At 65.4% G+C, this 17372-nt stretch carries 8 protein-coding genes; 2 read left to right on the top strand and 6 right to left on the bottom strand.

Features of this window, described 5'->3' with window-relative positions; genetic code table 11:
• Window positions 1-6: 6 nt before the first annotated feature.
• Genes xylF through xylA form a run of 3 tightly spaced genes read right to left on the bottom strand, consistent with a single transcriptional unit; the run spans window position 7 to window position 3887 of the window.
• The gene (xylF, locus tag BUA26_RS18810; RefSeq protein WP_072762444.1) at window positions 7-1020 is read right to left on the bottom strand and encodes a D-xylose ABC transporter substrate-binding protein; all 1014 of its coding nucleotides are present in this window, start codon (window positions 1018-1020) and stop codon (window positions 7-9) included.
• A gap of 10 nt (window positions 1021-1030) precedes the next feature.
• Window positions 1031-2527 carry a xylulokinase gene (gene xylB, locus BUA26_RS18805; protein ID WP_072762443.1) on the bottom strand — a complete coding sequence of 499 codons (1497 nt, stop codon included), beginning with the start codon at window positions 2525-2527 and terminating at the stop codon, window positions 1031-1033.
• A 43-nt stretch (window positions 2528-2570) separates the two neighbouring features.
• The gene (xylA, locus tag BUA26_RS18800; protein ID WP_072762442.1) at window positions 2571-3887 is read right to left on the bottom strand and encodes a xylose isomerase; all 1317 of its coding nucleotides are present in this window, start codon (window positions 3885-3887) and stop codon (window positions 2571-2573) included.
• A gap of 515 nt (window positions 3888-4402) precedes the next feature.
• Between xylA and BUA26_RS18795 the strand changes: the two genes are divergently transcribed.
• Entirely contained in the window at window positions 4403-5593 is a 1191-nt protein-coding gene (locus tag BUA26_RS18795; RefSeq protein WP_072762441.1) for a XylR family transcriptional regulator, read from the top strand.
• Window positions 5594-5706: 113 nt separating this feature from the next.
• Here BUA26_RS18795 and BUA26_RS18790 read toward each other — a convergent pair whose 3' ends face one another.
• A complete protein-coding gene (locus BUA26_RS18790) occupies window positions 5707-8589 on the bottom strand; it encodes a TonB-dependent receptor (RefSeq protein ID WP_255368420.1) in 2883 nt (960 codons plus the stop codon).
• Between BUA26_RS18790 and BUA26_RS20795 the strand changes: the two genes are divergently transcribed.
• Window positions 8536-9072, top strand: a complete 537-nt coding sequence (locus BUA26_RS20795) for a hypothetical protein (RefSeq protein WP_255368419.1) — start codon at window positions 8536-8538, stop codon at window positions 9070-9072. The genes BUA26_RS18790 and BUA26_RS20795 overlap by 54 nt on opposite strands.
• A 21-nt stretch (window positions 9073-9093) precedes the next feature.
• Here BUA26_RS20795 and BUA26_RS18785 read toward each other — a convergent pair whose 3' ends face one another.
• Window positions 9094-9936 carry an OmpA family protein gene (locus BUA26_RS18785; RefSeq protein ID WP_218587862.1) on the bottom strand — a complete coding sequence of 281 codons (843 nt, stop codon included), beginning with the start codon at window positions 9934-9936 and terminating at the stop codon, window positions 9094-9096.
• 11 nt (window positions 9937-9947) lie between these two features.
• Entirely contained in the window at window positions 9948-15932 is a 5985-nt protein-coding gene (locus BUA26_RS18780) for an ESPR-type extended signal peptide-containing protein (RefSeq protein WP_072762439.1), read from the bottom strand.
• Window positions 15933-17372: the final 1440 nt, after the last annotated feature.

The following is a 17372-nucleotide window of genomic DNA, read 5'->3' as shown; positions in this document are numbered from 1 at the left end:
TGCGGCTCAGTTCCCATAGACCTGCTGATGGGTATAGAAGCCGTCGCTGATCACCTTGTCGACCTTGGCGCGGGTCAGATCGATCGGCTGCAGCAAAATGGTATTGACGGATTTTTTGCCGTTCTCGTAATGCGCGTTGTAGACCGGCGTCTTGCCGGTCGCCAGGCCCACCGCGAGGCCGGCGGCCTGCGTGGCGAGCTGATCGAGCGGCTTGTATACCGTCATGGTCTGCGTGCCGGCCACCACGCGCTTGACCCCCGCCAGATCGGCGTCCTGCCCCGACACCGCGACCTTGCCCGCCAGCCGCTGCGCGGCCAGTGCCTGTACCGCGCCGCCTGCGATGGCATCGTTGGAGGCCACCACGGCGTCGATGCGATTGGCGTTGGCGGTCAGCGCATCCTCGATGATGCTCAGCGCTTTGGCCGGACTCCAGTCGGGCACCCATTGGTCACCGACAACCTTGATGTCGCCCTTGTCGATCAGTGGCTTCAACACCTGCATCTGGCCCTGGCGCAGCACCTTGGCATTGTTGTCGGTGGGCGCGCCGCCGAGCAGGAAATAATTGCCTTTCGGCTTCACGTCCACCAGCCCTTGCGCCTGCATCTGGCCGACCTTGAGGTTGTCGAACGAGATGTAGGCATCGATGTCGGCGTCGAGGATCAGGCGGTCGTACGAGAGCACCTTGACCCCGTTGCGGTGTGCCTCGGCGATCACGTTGCCGAGCACTTTGGAGTTCTGCGGCACGATCACCAGCACATCGACGCCGCGCGAAATCATGTTCTCGATCTGCGCCACCTGGCGCTCCTCGCTGCCGTTGGCCGATTGCACCAGCACCTTGGCGCCCAGTTTGGTCGCCGCGGCGTTGAAGAAATCGCGGTCGCGCGCCCAACGCTCGAGCCGCATGTCGTCGATGCTGAAGCCGATCAGCGGATGCGCCTTGTCGGCATGTGCCGGCGCGGCGAAGCCCAGCATGCCGAGGCCGCACGACAGCGCCAGCGCGCACAGGTTTTTCAGTTTCATGCTTGCTCCATCACTCGCGTGGTTCGTCGGATTCGTCGGCGCGGTGCAATCCGCGCAGCCGTGCATACAATTCGCGGAAGACCGGCCGCCGTTGCCGTGCATGATAGGCATGCCGGCCCTCGCGCGGCTCGAAGCACTGCAGTAGCGGCGGCTGTGGGCACACCGATGCCGCCGCGGCGGCGCCGTCGACGGCCAGTTGTGCCAGCCGCGCCGCACCGAGCGCCGGACCCACCTCGCCGCCCGCGCGCAGCTCCAGCGGCCGGCCCAGGATGTCGGCCAACATCGCCAGCCAGAAACTGCTGCGCGCGCCGCCGCCGATCACGCTGATCGTCGGCAAGGCCACGCCGGCGCTTTCCAGCGCGTCGATGCCATCGAGCAGGCCCAACCCCACACCTTCCAGCACCGCATGGGCCATATCGACCCGGCGAGTCGCCGCGTCCATGCCGAACAGCACGCCGCTGGCGTGCGCATCGTTATGCGGCGTGCGCTCGCCGGCCAGGTAAGGCAGAAACCACGGCCGTGCTTCGCGCAGCGGCGCCGACTCGGCATCGCGCAGCAGCTCGGCCACATCGGCATAGCCGCCCAGCCGCGCGGCGAAGTCCAGGCAACTGGCCGCGCTGAGCATCACCGACATAAGGTGCCAGCGGGCAGGCAGCGCGTGACAGAAGCTGTGCACCGCCAGCTCTGGCTGCGCACGATAGCCGTCGGAGACCGCAAAACAGACGCCGGAGGTGCCCAACGACAGCATCGCCTGGCCCGGCTGGATCACTCCGGCGCCGATCGCGCCGGCGGCGTTGTCGCCCCCGCCTGCAGCGATAGCCACCTCGCGCATCGACCAGCGCTGCGCCAGCTCGCCGCGCAGATGGCCGGTCACCTGCGGGCCTTCGGCCAGGGTGGGCATCTGCGCAAGGTCCAGCCCGCAGGCTGCCAGCATGGCCGGGCTCCAGGCACGCCGAGCCACATCCAGCCACAGCGTGCCGGCGGCATCGGACGGATCGCTGGCGAAATCGCCGCTGAGCCGGTAGCGCAGGTAATCCTTGGGCAGCAGCACCTTGTCGATGCGCGCAAAGATCTCGGGTTCGTGCTTGCGCAGCCACAGCAGCTTCGGCGCGGTGAAGCCGGGCATCGCCAGGTTGCCGGTGATCGTACGGAAATCCGGCACCGCCTCCAGCTCGGCGCACTCGGCCTCGCTGCGGCCGTCGTTCCACAGGATCGCCGGGCGCAGCACGCGGCCGGCGGCATCCAGCACGGTGGCGCCGTGCATCTGCCCGCTGAGCCCGATCGATTCGATCGCGGCCGGGTTCAGGCCCTGCTGTGCGGCGGCCAGCATCAGCCGGTCCATCACCTGCAGCGTGGCCTGCCACCAATGTTCGGGATCCTGCTCGGACCAGCGTGGCCGGGGCCGCGAGATCGCCAGCGGTTCGCTCGCACTGGCGCGCAGCGTGCCATCGCGATCGAGCAGCACCGCCTTGACGGCGGAGGTACCAAGATCGATGCCGACGAACATCAGTCGAACGCCTCACGGCAGCGGTGATGCGTGGTCATCGTCATCAACCGTGGATGAAGCGGTTGACCAGATTCTCCAGCCGCTCCTGTTCGCCGCTGATGTGGCGCGGATTGAAGGCCTGCGCCAGCGCCTCTTCGCTGACGCTGGCCAGGCTGCTGGAACCGGCCAGGATGCGCTGGCCCAGTTCGCCGTCCCAATCGGCGTAGCGGCGTGCCTTGAGTTCGCCCAGCAAGTCGCGTTCGACCATGTCGGCCGCGCGCAGCAGCGCCAGCGCCAGCACGTCCATCGCGCCGATGTGGCCATGGAACAGGTCGGCCGGGCTGCTGCTCTGGCGGCGCACCTTGGTGTCGAAGTTCATGCCGCCCTTGCCGAAGCCGCCGGCCTTGAGAATCTCGTACATCACCAGCGTGCATTCCTCCACGCTGTTCGGAAACTGATCGGTGTCCCAGCCGTTCTGCGGATCGCCGCGGTTCGCGTCGATGCTGCCGAACACGCCCAGTGCGATCGCGGTGGCCACTTCATGGTGGAACGAGTGTCCGGCCAAGGTGGCGTGGTTCGCCTCGATATTGGTCTTGATCTCGCCTTCCAGCCCGAAATCCTTGAGGAAGCCGGCGACCGTGGCGACGTCGTAGTCGTACTGGTGCTTGGTCGGCTCCTGCGGCTTCGGCTCGATCAGGATGTCGCCGCCGAAGCCGAGCTTGTACTTGTGCTCGACCGCCATGTTCATGAAACGCCCGAGCTGCTGGCGCTCGCGTTTCAGGTCGGTGTTGAGCAAGGTGTCGTAGCCCTCGCGGCCGCCCCACAGGACGTAGTTGGCGCCGCCCAGCCGCTGCGTGGCGGCCATCGCGTGCACCACCTGGGCCGCCGCATAGGCGAACACCTCAGGCTGCGGATTGGTCGCCGCACCGGCGGCGTAGCGCGGGTGCGAGAACAGGTTCGCGGTGCCCCACAGCAGCTTCACGCCGGTCTGCGTCTGCTTGGCCTCCAGCACGTCGGTCATCCGCGCGAAGTTGTCCACGTACTCGCGCAGGCTGCCGCCCTCCGGCGCCACGTCGGTGTCGTGGAAGGTGTAGAACGGCGCACCGAGGCGGCCGAAGAAATCGAAGGCGGCATCGGCCTTGGCCAGCGCATTCGCCATCGGGTCGCCGGCGGCATGCCATGGCCGCTCGAAGGTGGGCTGGCCGAACATGTCGATGCCCGGCCAGACGAAGCTGTGCCAGTAGCACACCGCGAAGCGCAGGTGCTCGGCCATCGTCTTGCCGAGCACGCGCCGGCCGGCATCGTAATGGCGGAATGCCAGCGGCTGTTCCGTGCCGGGTCCTTCGTAGCGCACCGGGGCGATGGAATCGAAATACGACATGGGAGTTTCCTTGCGATGAACGGGTGGTGAGGACAGTGGCATCGCCGCCACCGCACCCCGGGGATAGGGTCGGACGTTCGCGCCGGCAGCGCGCAGCTACTGCTTCAGTCGAAACATCCAGGTTGATCGCCGCGCCCGGAGTGCGCACCCGGGCTCGGTGGCCGGCCACGCCGGCGGCGTCCAGGCGAGCCAGCCCTTGTCCCGGCGACCCTGCAGCAACCTCATGCGCATGTTCCACCCTCTGTCACGCTGCCGGCCACCGACATCCCGCGGCGACCGTTCATACTAAAACCGTAGTTCATGCTGCGGGCAGCACGAAAACCGCGCAATTACGAAATTGCCCAGAGCGACTGACGTTTCTTATTTTGCACTCGCCGCAAAGCCTCCGCACCCCCCATCCGCCCGTGCTAGCCTCAGGTCGATCCGGGCTTGGCCCGGACCACAATCGATGGTCCTGGGGCCGGCGCCGAGCGCCATGCAACCAGGCCACCGCACGGTGACCGGATGAGCAATCGATGAGCAATCCACGTGGCGTCCATCGCATCGCGTTGCTGTTCAACGCGAACAAGGTATATGACCGGCAGATCATCGCCGGTGTCGGCGCGTACCTGGCATCCACCCGGGTCAGCTGGGATCTGTTCATGGAAGAGGACTTCCGCTGTCGGCTGACTGGACTGGCCGACTGGTGCGGCGACGGCATCATCGCCGACTTCGATGACCCGCAGGTATGCGCGGCGCTGCGCGAGGTGAATGTACCGGTGGTTGCCGTGGGCGGTTCCTATACCGACGCGTCGCGCTACCCCGATGGCCTGCCCTACATCGCCACGGACAACGCTGCGCTGGTGCGGCTGGGCTACGACCACCTGATCGAGCAAGGCCTGGAACACTTCGGTTTCTACTCATTGCCGGTGGCGCCGGCGCACCGCTGGGCGGAGGAGCGCGAACGGCTGTTCGACGGCATGGTCGCGCGCGATGGCCTCAAGAGTTTCATCTACCACGGCCACGCCACCAGCGCGGCGGGTTGGAGCGACGCGCTCGAGGCGCTGATCGCCTGGCTGAAATCGCTGCCGAAACCGGTCGGCATCCTCGCCGCCACCGACGCGCGCGCGCGCCAGCTGCTGCAGGCCTGCATGATGGCGGACATCCCGGTACCCGACGAAGTCGCCATCGTCGGCATCGACAACGATCCGCTGGCGCGCACGCTGAGCCGCATCCCGCTGACCTCGGTGCAGCAAGGCACCGAGGAAATGGGCCGCACCGCCGCGCACCTGCTGCATCGCATGCTGCATGGCGCCGATTGCAGCGACACCCGCGTGGTGGTGCCGCCGGAAGGATTGCACGTGGCCGCGTCCAGCCTGCACCAGACCCGGCGCAGTCCGTACGTGATGCGTGCCATGCACTACATCCGCCAGTACGGCTGCCTCGGCATCCGCACCGAACAGGTGGCTAACTACGTCGGCGTATCGCGCTCGCTGCTGGAGGAACACTTCCGCCGCAGCCTCAAGCGCAGCGTCCATCAGGAAATCCTGCGACACAAGCTGGAGATCGCCCAGGAACTGCTGCGCAGCGGCGAATCCAGTCTCGCCGACATCGCCGTGCGCTGCGGCTTCACTTCGGTGCAATACCTCTACACCGTATTCCGCCGCGAACTCGGCTGCACCCCGAAGGCCTTCCAGGAATCGCAGCAGGCTGTATTGCAGGATTGAGCGGAGAGAAGTGAGAAACGAGTGGAGGGTCGAAAGCCACTCGTGGTCAAACAAAAAGCCAGGCATCCACACCGCGGGGGAGAGGGTCGGCATGGATGCCTGGACGGGGTAACTCAATAATCGTAATTGACGCTCAAGCGTACGTAGCGCGGGTCTTCCCGATACAGCGCCGTGCCGAAGAGCGGGTTGGGCGTAAACGCCTTCTGTTCGGAATTGGGCTGCAGAAAAATCGGCCGCTGTTCGTTGAAGACGTTGAACACGCTGGCGGTGAAGCCGAGCTTGTGGGCGGCGAACGCGGGCCGGTAGGTCAGGCCCAGATCCAGTTGATGGGTCCAGGGCAGTCGGCCATGGCTGCCGGGCGGCGAGGGTTGCCCGTCGCACCAGTGATAAGCGTTGCCGTAGCCGACCGGATCGGTGTGGTCCGGCCCGAAGTAGCCCAGGCAGATACGCGGATTGCCCGATTGCACACGCAGATTGGCGGACGCCACCCATTCCGGACTGAACTGGTAATAGCCGTACAGCTTGAGCTGATGCGTGTGATCGTTGTTCTGCGGACCATTGGTGTTGACCATGATCGCCGAGTTGTCCCAATCCTCACTGGCCGAGGCGCCGCCTTGCAACAGGTCCGAACGCACCTGGCCTTCGGTGTTGCCGTAGCTGCGCGAGAAGGTGTAGTCGACACGGCCATACCAGGTGCCGTCGAACGGATGCTCCAGGAAGGTATCCAGCGCGTAGTAGCGGCGCTTGAGCTGCGGAAAGCCGAGCTCGGCATTGCTCAAGGTCACGCTGAAGGGATTGCCCGCGGCATCCGTGAGGTTGAAGGTGTTTGCCCGTCCCGGATTGATCAGATAGCAGCTGTTGGTCGAGCCCACGGCGTAGCCGAGCGCCGTGGCCTTGTTGGTCACCAGGTTGACGTCGCAGAAGTCGTCGATGGCGGTGCGCAGGATGCGTTGGGTGAGTTTCGCGCCATAAAGCCAATGATCGCCAGCGGTCTTGGTGAAGCCGATGATGAATTCGTCCTGATACTCGGCCTTGATGCCTTTCGCCGTGACCGTATTGGGATCAGGCGGCACGCCGAACGAGTTGTTGGCCGAGACCGGCTGCGAGATTTGCGTCAGGCCGGTCGGCGTGCCGTCCGGCGCGATGCCGCTATAGGTGTAGTACTGCTGGGTCGCGATGTAGCCGGAGGCCGCGCCGGTGGCGGGGTTGAGCGGCAGGCCGAGATAGTAGCGGCCGGCGTTGCCGAACACCTTGAAGCTCGAGTCGCCGTTGACGTCCCAGCTGAAGCCCAGCCGCGGCGCCCATTGCGGCTTGGTTTGCGTGATGAAGGCCTGACCGGCGGGGTTGTAGTCGGTGAACTGGTCGTTGCGCAGGCCCAGCGACAGCAGCCAGCGGTCGCTGACCTGCCACTTGTCCTCGATGTACTGCGCGCGCTGCTCGGAGCGCACGGTGACCAGGTTGCTGGCGATGTTCTTCTGTACGTAATAGCCGCTGGCGCCGTTGGGAAAGCCCGCGGGCGCGGGTACACCGAGGCCGGAGACGATCGGCAATTCGGGATGATCCGTATGACCGTAGCCCCAGCTGTAGCCGGGGCCGCTGTTGACGGTGCCCTGGTCGATGGCTTGCGCTCTCTGGTTGTCGATGCCGACGCTCAGCGTGTGGTCGCCCAGGTGGTAGCTGACGTCCAGGCGCATATTGGTGGTCTTGTTGCTGCGCCCGGGATGCGCCAACGAAGAGACCTGTGAATTGCCGCGGGGCACGCCGCCGTTGAGCGCAGGATTCTGATCGGTGATGCCGGTGATGTAGGTGAGGCCGGGGTCGTAATTGCCGGGCACATCGTAATCGCGCGTTTTCATTTCACCGTACATCGCGCTCAGCGTCAGGTTGTCGGTGAGGTAGCCGGTGTACTTGGCCACGTACAGGTCGCCGCCCTTCTTGGTGTCGTCCAGGGGACGCAGAAACGCGCCGCGCTGCAGCGCGTTGTAGTCATAGGCGTAGACAGAACCCGAACCCTCGCGCTTGTCGGAGGCGCCGGTCAGCTCGAGGATATTGCTGTCGGTGATGTTCCAGTCCAGCTTGCCGTACCAGCGTGGATCGTCGTAGCGGTAGTTCTGGTAGGGCGTGGAATTGTCGACGGCGTTGGTGGACTTGCCGCTCTCGCGCTCGTACTCGCCGGCCAGAAAGAAGAACAGCTTGTCCTTGATCAGCGGGCCACCGACATAAGCGCTCACCGTGGTGCTCGACAGCTTGTTCGTGGCCTTGGGGTTGTAGAGATTTCCCGCGATCGGCGTCTTGGGCGTGCCGTTGGCGTAATAGATGTTGGTGTAGTCGCCGCGCGCGAACGACGGCTCCCACAGCACCTGCGCGCCGAAATGCCAGTCGTTGGTGCCGCGCTTGCCGACCTGGTTGATCACGCCGCCGTCGGAGCGACCGTACTGTGCGCTATAGCCGCCGGTGTACACCTCCTGCTGGTCGATCGCGCCGTAGGGCAGAGTGAGGCCGCCGGCGGCGTTGAGCGGATCGGTGGTGTTGAATCCGTTGATGTAATACGCGTTCTCGCTGGCAGCCGAACCGCCGAAACTCACCAGGGGTTGTCCGGTGGCGCTGGCGAAGTTGGCGGTGTTCCGGGTGACGCCGGGCGCCAGTTGGGCAATGGCTTCCGCCGATCGGCCCAGCGGGAGCTTCGCCAGTTGTTCCGCCGTGATCACCGTGCGCGAATCGACGCTGGTCACATCGATCGCCGGCAATGTGTTTCCATGGACGTTGACCGCACCCAGGCTGGTAGCGCTCGCCACTCCGCCCACCGCCGGTGCGGCGAACGACACGTTGGTCGCCGCACCGACGCGCAGCGTGACATTGGCGTGCGTATCGACCGTCTTTCCCGCTTGCTGCAAGGACACGGTGTAGGTTCCCAAAGGCAACTGCGAAGCCACATAGCGGCCATGCGCATCGACCGGCACCTGACGGGCGAGGCCGTTGCTGCCCTCGATCAGCACGGTATCTCCGGCGTGATCGGCCACCTGTCCGACCAGGGCGCCGGTGGTGGACTGGGCCGAAGCGGTGGCAGCCATGCCGAGACCGGCAGCGAGCGCCATGACCTGGGCCATCGCCCGGAGCAGTGGACGCTTGCGCGAAAAATCCATGCCGTCATTCATGTGCTTGCTCTCCCGTCGATGCTGGATGAACGGGCCAGTGGGCCGACTGCGCTGAGCCGTGAGGTGTTCCCCTGGCTTAATTTAGATCGATCTAAATTCGGGGTGGAAAAAAGCGGCCATGGGGGAGCCGCGTTTTGTATCGATCTAAATTTGGGTTTACATCAAGCCGTCGGCCGTGTCGACAAGCAACCGCCTCAAAATGACAACCGTGTCATAAAACGAAGACTCGTCGTACCTGTCGGCGGTTTCCAGTTCGCCGCTCACTCCATCGACGACAACGCCGTTGCCGGACTAGCCGGCAACGGCGCGAAGGTGACCGATTGAGCCACCTAGACTGACTCGTCCTCACTCCATGCCGTCGATCCATATCTCCACTCTTCGATTCGGCGCCAGGCATGCGATCAGCTGCACACGCGGACCCTCCTGGCAGTCCTTCACCGGATCGGCCTTGCCCAAGCCCTCGGCGGTGACGCGATCGCCCGGCACGCCTCGCGCCACCAGATAGTCCTTCACCGTTTGGGCGCGGCGCTGCGACAAGGTCTGGTTGTAGGCCTCGCCGCCGAGACGATCGGTATAGCCGACGATGCGCACAGAACGCAGCTTGTCGCTCTGCCCGCGCAATTTCGCAGCCAGGTCATCCAGTGCCGTGTGTCCGGCCGGCGAGAGTTCGGCCCGGTCGAACGCGAACAGCGCATCGGCGGACAGCACGCGCGGCTTGGCCGGCGCCCGTGCGGCAGACGCCGCGGGAGCCTGCTCCTTCAGCAGATCGGCGCAAGCTTCCGGCTTCCAGTAGAAGCTGCGCGCGAGCTTGTCCTCGTCGAACAGCACCTTGTACTGGCACACCACGATCTCGTCGCTGCCGGCCTTGCGGAAGTTGAACACGTAGTTCCATTCCCTCACGCCCCATATGCCTTCGCTGAAGTGCGGATAGCCGATCAGGTCCGACACTTGCTGCTTGTTGAGGCCGGCCCTCACCTGCCGCAGGTTGGCGAGGTTGGGGAAAGTGCCTCCCTTGTGCATGGGCGTGGTGTCTGTCGGCGCCGGCCACACCACCTCGCCGGCCGAACGACCATCTTTCGCCACGTTGTGGCTGACGTTGCCGCAGGCGGCGAGCGCCAGAGCCAGCGCGGCCAGAGCGATACCTTTGAACGATGCACGCATGTTGTTGACTCCTGGAATAGCGTTCATGAAATTCTTCCTCACCACACCACGCCAGCGCCGACGCCCGCGCCGGTATCGCCGCGCGAGTTGCTCGTGGCGTTGAGCTTGAACACGTAGTGGCCGCTCTCGGTGATGGTCGACACGCCGATGGCGATGCCGGCCTCGCCGTGGAAACTGCCCAACGCCACCCCCGCCGAGCTCTGGTTCGGCTGGTAGGCCTGCGGCAGGCTGGCCATGGCCATCGCCGCGGCGACGCCCGCGTCAGCGCGGTTGCCGATGCGGTTGAGGTCTCGGTCCACGCCCTGGAAACGCTGATCGACGTAGTCTTTGGACCAGTCCTTGGCAGTCTGGATGGCTTGGTTGAGCTGGCCTACGTTCACTGCGTCGGTGTTGTTCACGCCCGCCGCCACGTTGGTGACGGTGCGCTCGTTGCCTACCGAACCCACCGACACCGAATTGGCTTGCGACGCCACCGAGCCGGCACCGATCGCCACGCTGTTGTCGCCGCTGGCCGTCGAACCCGCACCGACCGCCGTGCTGCTGTTGCCCGACGCGTTGGAGCCGGCACCGACGGCGGTCGAGTTGTTGCCCGTCGCCGAGGCGTTCGACGTGTTGTCCGCGCTGGTCTGGTACGTGTTGATGTTGGTGACAGTGCCGCCTTGCGGCAGGTTGTTGACGATGTTGTTGAGGCTGATGAGCTGTGAATAGAGCGCCGACAGCGTCTGATTGGTAGCGAACAGCTGCGAGCCGTTGATCGCGTCGGTGCTGGCTCCACTGATGCGGCCGGCCGCCACGTTGGTAAGCGTGCGCTCCGCACCCACGCTGCCCACGCTCACCGTCGAGCCCGGCGTTGTGCCGGCGAAGTTGTACGTGACGCCGGCGAGCGTGGTGCTGGCGGTGCCGACCGCTGCGTCCGTCACCGAACCCGCGCCGAGCGCTACGCTGCCCGCATAAGCCGCCTGCGTGCCCGCGCCCAACGCCATCGCCTGGATACCGTTGGAAGTGGCGTTGGTGCCAAGTGCCACGCCGTCGGCCAGGTTCACTGTCGCGTTCTGGCCGATCGCGGTGCCGCCCGGCGCCGTCTGCTGCACGATCGCACCGTTGCCGATACCGACGCCGTTGTCGCCGTTCACTGTGGTCTTGGGACCGACCGCCACCGATTCCGCGCCGGCGGCGAGCGAATCGGAAGCCGTGGAGTTGGCGTGGAAATACTTGGTCGGCGTGACCGAGAACGAGCTCATCGCGCCCTTGAGCTGGCGCAAGGTCACTGCGTCCTGGTCCAGCGTGCCGTCCGCCACATTGGTGATCTGACGGAAGTCGGTGGCGTTGCCTACCGATACGGCGCCCAGCAAGTTGCGATCCGTCGTGTTGTACGGAATCACATTGGTGCCGACGAGGATCGAGCCCGAGGTCGGTACGATCGCGCGGTCGGATACCGCGCCCGAACCCAGCGCCACGCCGCCCCGTATCGACACGCCCGTGTTCTGACCCAGCGCCGTACTGCTATCCGCCGTCGCCGCGGCTCCCACACCTGCCGCCAGCGCGTCGAGTCCGGTAGCGCCGTTGTTGGCGTAATTGCCGCCCTGCGTGCCGCCGTCATTCACGCTGTAGTAGTGCGTGGCGCTGGCCATCACCGTGTTGCTGAGCGTATCCAGCGCCTGGTTGGTGGCAAACAGCTGCGAGCCATTGATGGCATCCGTGCTGTTCCCATTCACCTGGCCCGCCGCCACGTTGGTGATGGTGCGCTCTGCCCCTGCCGTGCCTACGCTCACCGTGCTGCTGGGCGTAGTGCCGGCGTAGGTGTAGGCGTTACCCGCGATGGTGCCGCCGGTAGTGGCAACCACCGCGCCGGTGACGCTGCCCGCGCCCAGCGCCACGTCGCCGGCATTGGTGCCTGCAGTGGCGCCATTGCCAATGGAGACCGCATTGGCTGTATTAGCCGTGGACACCGGACCGATCGCCACGCTGTTGACGCCGTTCGCCAGCGAGTCGGCAAGAGTGGAATTGGCGTGGAAATACTTGATGCCGCCGGTGTCGATCTGGTTGAAGATCTGCTGCAGCGAGCTGTACGTATTGCCGCCATAGGTAAGGCTGGTGTTGAGCGTGCCGGTAGCCGGATCGTAGGTGGTGCTGCCGCCGTAGCTGTTGGCGATGGTCGTGCCCAGGTTGGTCACCGTATTGCCCAGATTGGTGACACTGCTGCCCACGGCGCCGATCGCCTGATTGGCGGCGAACAGCTGGCTGCCGTTGATCGCATCCGTGCTGTTCTGATCGACGCGGCCGGCGGCCACGTTGGTGATGGTGCGCTCCGCGCCAACTGCGCCCACGCTCACCGTCGAACCCGGCGTCGTACCCGCGAAGGCGTACGTGGTGCCGTTGATGGACGTGCTTGGAGTACCGACCGCCGCCGCTGTCGCCGAGCCCGCGCCCAACGCTACGCTGCCGGCGAACGACGCCTGCGTACCCGCGCCCAGCGCCATCGCCTGGATGCCGTTGGAAGTGGCGTTGGTGCCCAGCGCCACACCATCGGCCAGGTTCACCGTGGCGTTCTGGCCGATCGCGGTGCCGCCCGGCGCGGTCTGCTGCACGATCGCGCCATTGCCCATGCCGATGCCATTGTCACCGTTCACCGTCGTCTGCGGACCGATGGCCACCGACTCGGCACCCGCCGCCAGCGAATCGGTGGCAGTGGAGTTGGCGTGGAAGTACTTGATCGGCGTGACCGAGAACGAACTCATCGCGCCCTTCAACTGGCGCAGGGTCACTGCGTCCTGGTCCAGCGTGCCGTCCGCCACATTGGTGATCTGACGGAAGTCGGTGGCGTTGCCTACCGATACGGCGCCCAGCAAGTTGCGATCCGTCGTGTTGTACGGAATCACATTGGTGCCGACGAGGATCGAGCCCGAGGTCGGTGCGATCGCGCGGTCGGATACCGCGCCCGAGCCCAGCGCCACGCCGCCCAGCACCGAAACGCCGGTGCCTTGGCCGAGTGCGGTGGCGTTGTTGGCGGTGGCGGTGGAGCCCACGCCAGCGGCCAGCGCATCGAGGCCGGTGGCGCCGTTGTTGGTGTAGTTGCCGCCCTGCGTGCCGCCGTCGTTGACGCTGTAGTAGTGCGTCGTGTTGGCGGTGACCGTGCTGCTCAGGCTGTCGATGGCCTGGTTGGTAGCGAACAACTGCGAACCATTGATCGCATCCGTGCTGCCGCCATTGATGCGACCCGCCGCCACGTTGGTGATGGTGCGCTCGGCACCGCCCGCGCCCACGCTCACCGTGCTGTTCGGCGTGGTACCGGCGAAGTTGTACGTGGTGCCAGCGATGACGTAGTTCGGCGTGCCCACCGCCGTGGTGGTGGTGGAACCCGAACCCAGCGCCACGTCATTCGCATTGTTGGCAGTGGCCGTGTTGCCGAACGCCAGCGAGCCGGCGCCCAGCGCGCTGCTGGTATTGCCGATCGCTACCGAGCCCACGCCTTGCGCATTGTTGGTATTGCCCAACGCCACCGCGCCGTCGCCGTTGGCGGTGTTGTTCGCACCCACGGTGACGGCGCCGTTACCCGTGGACGAATTCGGATCGCCGATCGCCACCGCGCCATTGCCGTTGACGGTCTGGCTTTCGCCCAACGCCACCGCGCCGGTGCCACCCAGCACCTGCGAGTTATGGCCGCCGGCGATGGAACCGGTCCCCGCCGCCGCGGCGACGGTATTGCCGTCACCTAGCGCAACCGTCGATACCGCCAGCGCCTGCGAAAGATTGCCGAGCGCTGTGGCGCTCGCCGCCGCGGCGTTCGCGCCGGGGCCGACGGCCGAGGCACCCACGCCGGACGCACTGGCGAACTCGCCGAGCGCAAGACTGTTGGTGGCGCTGGCGTTGGCGAAGGCGCCAACCGCCGTAGAGCCGCTGACCCCCGATGCCGTGGCGTTGACGCCGATCGCGGTGCTGCTGACGGCCGAAGCGTTGGTGCGGGTGCCGAGCGCAATGGCATCGCCGCCCGACGCGTTCGCCTGATAGCCCTGCGCTACGGCTTGACTGCCCGACGCCGCGGCCGCGATGCCTGCCGCCATCGAATTGGCGCCGGTAGCGCCGTTGTTGAGGTAGTTGCCCCCCTGCGTGCCGCCGTCGTTGACGCTGTAGTAGTGAAGTGGCGTATTGGTCGCGAGCGACTGCACCGCCTGCGTCACTGCGTAGAGCTGCGACCCGTTGATCGCATCCGTGCTGCTGCCGCTGATGCGACCCGCCGCCACGTTGGTGATGGTGCGCTCGGCGTTCAATGCGCCCACGCTCACCGTACTGGTCGGCGTAGTACCGGCGAAGTTGTACGTGGTGCCGCCGATGACGTAGCTCGGCGTGCCCACCGCCGTGGTGGTGGTGGAGCCCGAGCCCAGCGCCACGTCATTCGCATTGTTGGCGGTGGCCGCGTTGCCGAAGGCTAACGCGCCAGCGGCCAGCGCCTTGCTGGTATCGCCCAGCGCGACCGAGCCCTGGCCGATCGCCTGGTTGCTGTTGCCGATCGCTACGGCGCCATCCGCCGCGGTGGTGCCGGCGGCATCGCCTGCGGCGACGTTGTTGGAGCCCATCGCCACGGCGCCGTTGCCATTGGCGATGTTCGGATCGCCGATCGCCACCGCACCGTTGCCGGTGGCGGTCTGTGCCTCGCCGAGTGCGACGGCTCCGAGACCGCCGCGCACTTGCGAGTTATGGCCGCCGGCGATGGAGCCGGTGCCGGCCGCGGCGGCAACGGTATTGCTGTCGCCGAACGCGACGGTAGAAACCGCCTGTGCCTTCGATGCAAAACCGATCGCCGTGGCATTGGCAGCCGATGCACCGGACTGTTGCCCGACCGCCACGGCGTTCTGAGCCGTCGCGGAACTGGCGCCCAATGCAAGGCTGTTCGTACCCGACGCAACCGTAAAATTGCCTAATCCGACTGCCCCTGTCCCACTGGCGGTGATATCCGTGCCGACAGCAATCGCATTGTTCGCCGTGGCGCCTGCGCCGGCGATACCGCTCTGGAGCGCCCCTAAATAGATGGAGTTAATGCCAGTCGCAACTGCCTGCCTACCGATGGCAATGGCGTCACCCTGGCTTGCGTTCGCCTGCAGCCCCATGCCGATGGAATAGATGCCTGAAGCAGTCACATCCGTGCCGATGGCGATAGCCGATTCGGCCGATGCGCCGGTCCCGACCGTGCGGGCGCCCAGATAGACGGCGTTGAGGGCGGTCGCATAGGCTTGCCAGCCAACGGCGGTTGCATGGGAAGCAAGACTTTGCGATGAAAGTCCGACCGCCGTTGCGCCATCACCGGTGGTCTTCGTAAAGGCACCCAGTGCGGTGCCTTGCCCCGCGCTCGCCGAGGCCGACGAACCGAGGGCGACGGCATTGATGGCCCCCACCGCGCTGGCCGAAGGACCAATGGCAACGCTGTTGCCGGAGTTTGCATCGACGGAACTGAGGACGCCGATGGCAACGGCATTGCCGCCAATGCCTTTCGCGGTCGACCCAAAAGCGAGGGCATTGCTGCCGGAAGCCGTGACATCCGTGCCGATAGCGATCGCGCCACCCGCCAGCGCACCGGTTCCAGCAGCCGTGCGTGCGCCCAGATAGATGGAATTGATGGCCGAGCTGTAGGCCTGGAAGCCAACGGAGATACTGTTCTGGCCCGCCGAATGTGCGACATATCCCACAGCCAAACCGCCAAGCACATCGGTGAGCGCAGATCCGCCAAGCGCGGTGGCACCCAGACCGTTGGCCTTGGCGCCATAACCCATGCACGACGTCGCGCTGCTGTAGAGATTGTAGGGCGCCGCGGTGCAATCCAACGACTGCGCATCCGCCCGCTCAACCCATCCCGCTCCGCCCAATGCGATCAGCCCGGTCAGAATGCCCAGGCTGAGTCGGCTTGGGGATAGCCGATGACGTGCTCCGCGCCGGTCGACCATGCCGCCGCGATGACGCGCGGCAAGCTCCGAAGCGACGACGACTTGCGCCAAGGCGCAATTCCAAACTTTGCTGTAGATCTTGTTCATACCTTCTCCGTGTGCGGGGGGGACAGGGTGTGGGGGACAGAGGCCGGAAGCCGGAGGGCACGAATCGCGGGCGCGCAGAAGCCCGAGGCGCAAAACCGCTATGGGTTTCAAGCCGGTATTCGACGCGAACGACGTGTGCCCCTGTTTTTTCCGCGCCCCTGCTTGCTTACGCGCGCGATCGCCGACCGCACGCAATGGTCAAGACGGGACGGAGTCCCGGATCAATCGCTCAGGCGAGCTGTGGGGAAACGGTCAGACCTGGCGAGGCGCGGGTGGCGCATGCAGGAGCGGGGCATGGCGAAGAAAATCATCGAACCATGGGGCGCGAAAGTAGTGCGATTCAATCATCGACATTGGGTACTCCCATGTCTTGTCCATCTCGATGGATACATGTCCTTTGTGTATGCCACTTCCCGTCCCGGGAAGCCGTTCCCTTCATCTATTGCTGCAGCACCTGCCCTGTTCGCAGAGCCGGCAGGCGCCCTCGCTGCGCCGGACGACGCAGCGGTTGTATGAACCAGAAAAACAGGCGGCCGCGTGGGCCGCGTAAGATGCGCGGATGCGACCATCCCCTGTATGTCGTGCGCTACGCGACTGTCTACGGTCCGATGTGCCGGCATGAACGTCCAAGTTCGCTGATGCGATGCCATAGGGAGTTCGCCTGAGGAAGTCGGCTCCCGTGAGGCGAACACCTTCGCGCGACGACAGGACATGCGACCCCGTGCCGGATAGATGAGGTGTTCGACCCGCGATTCGCGGAAGCCTGCCCCCGATGCCCCCTGTGAGCACCTGTGTGGTGTAGCCATGAGTTCCCCGGGAGCGCCTCGCATCATCGCCGCGGGCATCGTCCGGGCACTCCCGATTTGAATCGATCTTATTCAAGCCTTGTGCAGACTTGAAAGCCGCATCGCGAAAAAATGTGATGAACTCCACTGAATTTTCGTGCATGCGGTCATGTCCCCTGCGCGCCGTCCATGGTGATCGCCTTTGTCGTGGCACTCGGCCCGGACAAATTTCCCCTTCACTCTGCAGCCCTGTCTAGTCCAAGGCGATAGCGGCAGGGGCGCCACGTATCTTTGATCAGAGTGGGATTGTGATTGCGACCAATCGCGCTTGCTTTTTTTCTGCGACATGGTCGTGAAGATTAGGTGGACTTTCATGTTCGAGAGGAACAGCCATAGGGCGACAACGGCGCGGCGCCGTTCGCCCTCGACCATGTTTCATTGAAGCCGGACCAGCCAATGACGGTTCACTACCGCGCACGTTTTTGGCGGAAAACTACCGGGTCACAAGCGCGAGCAGCGATATGGAAGTCATCCAGCCATGAGCGAGAGATCACCGTGACCGGTTTTATTCCACCGTCACGGACTTCGCCAGATTGCGCGGCTGATCGACGTCGGTGCCGCGCAGCACGGCGACGTGATAGGCCAGCAGTTGCAG

Origin of the sequence: Rhodanobacter sp. OK091 (assembly GCF_900142825.1) — a bacterium.
Taxonomy (GTDB): Bacteria; Pseudomonadota; Gammaproteobacteria; order Xanthomonadales; family Rhodanobacteraceae; genus Rhodanobacter.
Note: the sequence above shows the minus strand (reverse complement) of the source record. Positions and strands in the feature narration are given on the sequence as shown.